At 71.6% G+C, this 3,941-nt stretch carries 5 protein-coding genes; all 5 read right to left on the reverse strand.

All coding sequences use genetic code 11. The annotated features are described in order from the left end of the window. Positions 1 to 7 precede the first annotated feature (7 nt). The 5 genes from H5J30_RS20930 to H5J30_RS20950 all read right to left on the reverse strand — a co-directional run bounded on the left by H5J30_RS20930 (position 8) and on the right by H5J30_RS20950 (position 3,881). Positions 8 to 1,096, reverse strand: a complete 1,089-nt coding sequence (locus tag H5J30_RS20930) for an NAD-dependent epimerase/dehydratase family protein (RefSeq protein ID WP_181788934.1) — start codon at positions 1,094 to 1,096, stop codon at positions 8 to 10. A gap of 133 nt (positions 1,097 to 1,229) precedes the next feature. Next, positions 1,230 to 1,328 carry a 30S ribosomal protein bS22 gene (locus tag H5J30_RS20935; RefSeq protein ID WP_003948845.1) on the reverse strand — a complete coding sequence of 33 codons (99 nt, stop codon included), beginning with the start codon at positions 1,326 to 1,328 and terminating at the stop codon, positions 1,230 to 1,232. A gap of 125 nt (positions 1,329 to 1,453) precedes the next feature. After that, on the reverse strand, positions 1,454 to 1,663 hold the full coding sequence (locus H5J30_RS20940; RefSeq protein WP_158691643.1) for a helix-turn-helix domain-containing protein: 210 nt from the start codon (positions 1,661 to 1,663) through the stop codon (positions 1,454 to 1,456). A 128-nt stretch (positions 1,664 to 1,791) separates the two neighbouring features. Then, positions 1,792 to 2,610 (reverse strand): phosphatase, encoded by an 819-nt coding sequence (locus H5J30_RS20945; protein ID WP_181788935.1) that lies wholly within the window; start codon positions 2,608 to 2,610, stop codon positions 1,792 to 1,794. Positions 2,611 to 2,711: 101 nt separating this feature from the next. Then, positions 2,712 to 3,881, reverse strand: a complete 1,170-nt coding sequence (locus tag H5J30_RS20950) for an acetoin utilization protein AcuC (RefSeq protein WP_181788936.1) — start codon at positions 3,879 to 3,881, stop codon at positions 2,712 to 2,714. Positions 3,882 to 3,941: the final 60 nt, after the last annotated feature.

The following is a 3,941-nucleotide window of genomic DNA, read 5'->3' on the forward strand; positions in this document are numbered from 1 at the left end:
CTTCGCGTCAGCCATCGTGCACCGACTCCTTCGCAACGCCGTCCGCCTGCACCGGGGTACGGGCCCCCGGCAGCCCCAGCAGTTCGCCGACCGCGTCCACGGCCCGCCGCACCTCGCGCGGCGGCAGCAGCCCCGCCGCCCGCCCGGCGGCGAAGTCCGCGAACGTCTCCACCGTCGAGTACTCCGGCGTGAAGCCCAGCAGTTCACGCATCTGCGTCGTCTCCACGACCCGCCCGTGGGTCAGCAGCCGGATCTGCTCGGGCGAGAAGTCCGTCATCCCCGCGGACCGCAGCGCCGAGCCGACCCACGTCACCGCGGGCAGCGGCACCGGGACCGTGGGGCGGCCGAGCCGCCGGGCCGCCTGGGACAGCAGCAGCACGCCCTCGCCGGCGATGTTGAACGTGCCGCTGTTGATCGTGCCGCGGCGCGGCTCGCCGGCCGCGAGCAGCAGGACGTCGAGGACGTCGTCCTCGTGGACGAACTGCAGCCGCGGGTCGTAGCCGAGGACGGTGGGCAGCGCCGGCAGCGCCAGGTACTCGGCGAGCGGCGTGTCCACGCGCGGGCCCAGGATGTTGGCGAACCGCAGCACGCACACGGCGACGTCCGGACGGCGCCGGGCGAACCCGCGCACGTACCCCTCGACCTCCACCGCGTCCTTCGCGAAGCCGCCGCTGGGCAGCGCCTTGGGCGGCGTGCTCTCGGTGAACACGGCGGGGTCGCGGGGCGCGGACCCGTAGACGCTGGTCGTGGACTTGACGACGAGCCGCCGTACACGCGGCGCCTGCTGGCAGGCGCCGAGCAGCTGCATGGACCCGATGACGTTGTTCTCCTTGACCGCCGCCCGGCCGCCGCGGGCGAGCGGGGTGCCGGTGACGTCCATGTGCATCACGGTGTCGACGCCGTGCTCGACGAGGATCCGGGCGAGCACGGGATGGCGGATGTCCGCCGGGACGAAATCGGCGCCGCCGAGCTGGTGCTCGGGGGCCCTGGCGTCGACGCCGACGACGCGGTCGACGTCCGGCTCACGCAGCAGCCGGCGGACCAGGCGCCCGACGAGGGGGCGGGCGACGCCGGTGACGAGCACGGTCCTGCCCACTGGCCTTCGCCTTCCTCTCCCTGCCCGTACGCACGCTCGCCCCACCGTATACGCAGGACAACGCCGTACCACGCACAACCGCCGCCCACCCGCCGGGAAGGCGGATGAGCGGCGGTACGGGTGCGGGCTACCGCTACTTCTTGTTGCGGCGCTGCACTCGCGTGCGCTTCAGCAGCTTGCGGTGCTTCTTCTTAGCCATCCGCTTACGCCGCTTCTTGATCACAGAGCCCACGGGTACCCTCGCTCACTTCTCTCCGTCGGGGTGGGCGGGCAAGGGCCCACACGTCTTACAGGGGCCCAAGCCTACCCGGGCGAACTGGATTGACGTAATCGAGGGTGCGCAACCAGTCGGACCCGTCAGGCGGACTCCACCCCCACATACGACTCGCGGAGGTATTCGTGCACGGCCTGCTCCGGCACCCGGAAGGACCTCCCCACCCGGATCGCCGGCAGATGGCCGCTGTGCACCAATCGGTACACGGTCATCTTGGACACTCGCATCACCGCGGCTACTTCCGCCACGGTCAGGAACACAACCTCGTTGAGAGGCTTATCGCTTGCAGCCATGACACACCTGAACCTTCCGCACATGACGGACACCGGCTTCCCCTCCGGTGCCTCCTCCTCGCATGCGCGCTCCTCCCCAGATTAGGGGCGGGTGATGCAAGTGGGGAAGAGGAGTAGCGATCGCATGGCTACAGTGACAGACGGGCGTGTTTGAGCACATAGTCGGCCACCGGCCCGTAGCTGCCCGGTTGCACAGAGTCATCAAGAGGCACCACAACGGGCACTCGGCCCTCCGCCTGGGCGACGAAGGGTGCCGGGTCGTCGGCGTCCGCCAGACCGATGGCCTCGATGCCCAACTGACCAGCCCCGCAGGCCCATCCGTGGTCCCCCACCACCAGCGCGGGCAGCGGCCCGCCGGCCGCCGCCGCGGCACCGAGTGCCGCACGCAGGGGAAGCGGAGAGTGAGTATGGACCCCCCTGGTCGCGGGTGGAGTGGACGGGTCCTGGCCACCCAGAACGGCAACATTCCCGGGGTAGTTGAGGCGGTATGTACGTACGCCGAATCGGGTCGTTATGTCGACATCTCTGCCCTCACCGGGGGTGAGGACAACGCACCCAGCCGCCGAGAGCGCCGCGGCCAAGGGGGCGTAGAAGCCGAGGAGGCGATCGGGATGGCCGGTCCCGAACAGCACCGCCTCGCCGTCGCGTACGGCGCCGTGCAGCCGCTCCGCGAAGGCTTCCAGGGCGGCGATCGTACGGTCCGGATCGATGACCTCGGTGCCCGAGATCCGGCCCGGATCCCCGCTCGTACCGCAGCGTTCGGCCATGAGCCGCAGCAACTCGGCCACCGACCAGTCGCGTTCCGGTTCCAGGCCGAGCAGCACCCGGGGGTCGCGGGCCGCGAACTGCTGGTACCTGCGGAGGCTCTTGTCGCGGCTCGTCGCCACCGGCCCGGCGATCCCCGTCGCCAGGAGATGCCTACGCAACAAGGGTGCGTCGGTCAACACCCGACCCACTCTGGCCGCCCTTGCGGGCGGAACAGGCGCCTTCGCGAATATTTCGCCCACAAGAAGGCCGAGCGCGGGGCGGCTGCTTCAGGGCAGCAGCTTCAGGGCAGCAGCCCGTGAGCCGGGAACACCGTCCGCCGCGCGGCACGCACCGCACGATCCAGCGGCGAGGCCGGGTCGTACCCCGCCTCCCAGTCCGCCCAGGACGCATCGCGCCCGTCGGTCATCCGGAACGGGGCCTGCTGCCCGGTCCGCCGCAGCGCCTCGGCCCGCCAGCTCTCGGGCACCTCCGTCTCCGGCGGGACGGGGCGGCCGGCGGCGATGGCGCACAGATGGGCCCAGGAGCGCGGTACGACGTCCACGACGGCGTACCCGCCCCCGCCCAGGGCCAGCCACCGGCCGTCCGCGTGCTCGTGCGCCAGGCGGTGGCACGTCTCCATCACCGCACGCTGCGCGTCCAGGCTGACGGCGAGATGCGCCAGCGGGTCCTCCGCGTGCGTATCGGCCCCGTGCTGCGACACGAGCACCTGGGGACCCCAGGACGCCAGCAGCTCCGGCACGACGGCGTGGAACGCCCGCAGCCACCCCGCGTCCCCCGTCCCGGCCGGCAGCGCCACGTTCACCGCCTGCCCCTCGGCCCCGGACCCCCCGGTCTCCTCGGGCCAACCGGTCTGCGGGAAGAGCGTGCTGGGGTGCTCGTGGACGGAGACGGTCAGCACCCGCGGGTCATCCCAGAACGCCGCCTGCACGCCGTCGCCATGGTGCACGTCCACATCCACGTACGCCACCCGCTCTACGCCCAACTCCAGCAGCCGTGCGACGGCCAGCGCCGCATCGTTGTAGACGCAGAACCCCGAAGCGGCCCCGGGCATCGCATGGTGCAGCCCTCCGGCGAAGTTCACGGCATGCACGGCCCGCCCGTCCCACACGGCCTCCGCCGCCGCCACGGACTGCCCCGCGATCAACGCGGACGCCTCGTGCATCCCCGCGAACGCCGGATCGTCCACCGTCCCGAGCCCGTACGAGGGGTCGGCTTCCGCCGGCACCGCCGACGCCTGCCGCACGGCGTCGATGTAGTCCTGCCGGTGCACGAGCCGCAGCGTCGAGTCGCCGGCCGCGGGCGCCGCGACGATGTCGACGGCCTTGTCGACGCCCAGTTCCTCGACGAGACGCATGGTGAGCGCCAACCGGACCGGATCCATGGGATGTTCGGGACCGAAGTCGTACGCGGTGACTGCCTGGTCCCACATCAGATGCGCGCGGCCGCTCATATCGGCCACCGTAACGCACGAAAGCCGCCCCGAAGCGTTCGGGACGGCTCTCATGAAGAA

It is taken from the genome of Streptomyces phytophilus (assembly GCF_013870535.1).
GTDB classification, from domain to species: Bacteria; Actinomycetota; Actinomycetes; order Streptomycetales; family Streptomycetaceae; genus Streptomyces; species Streptomyces phytophilus.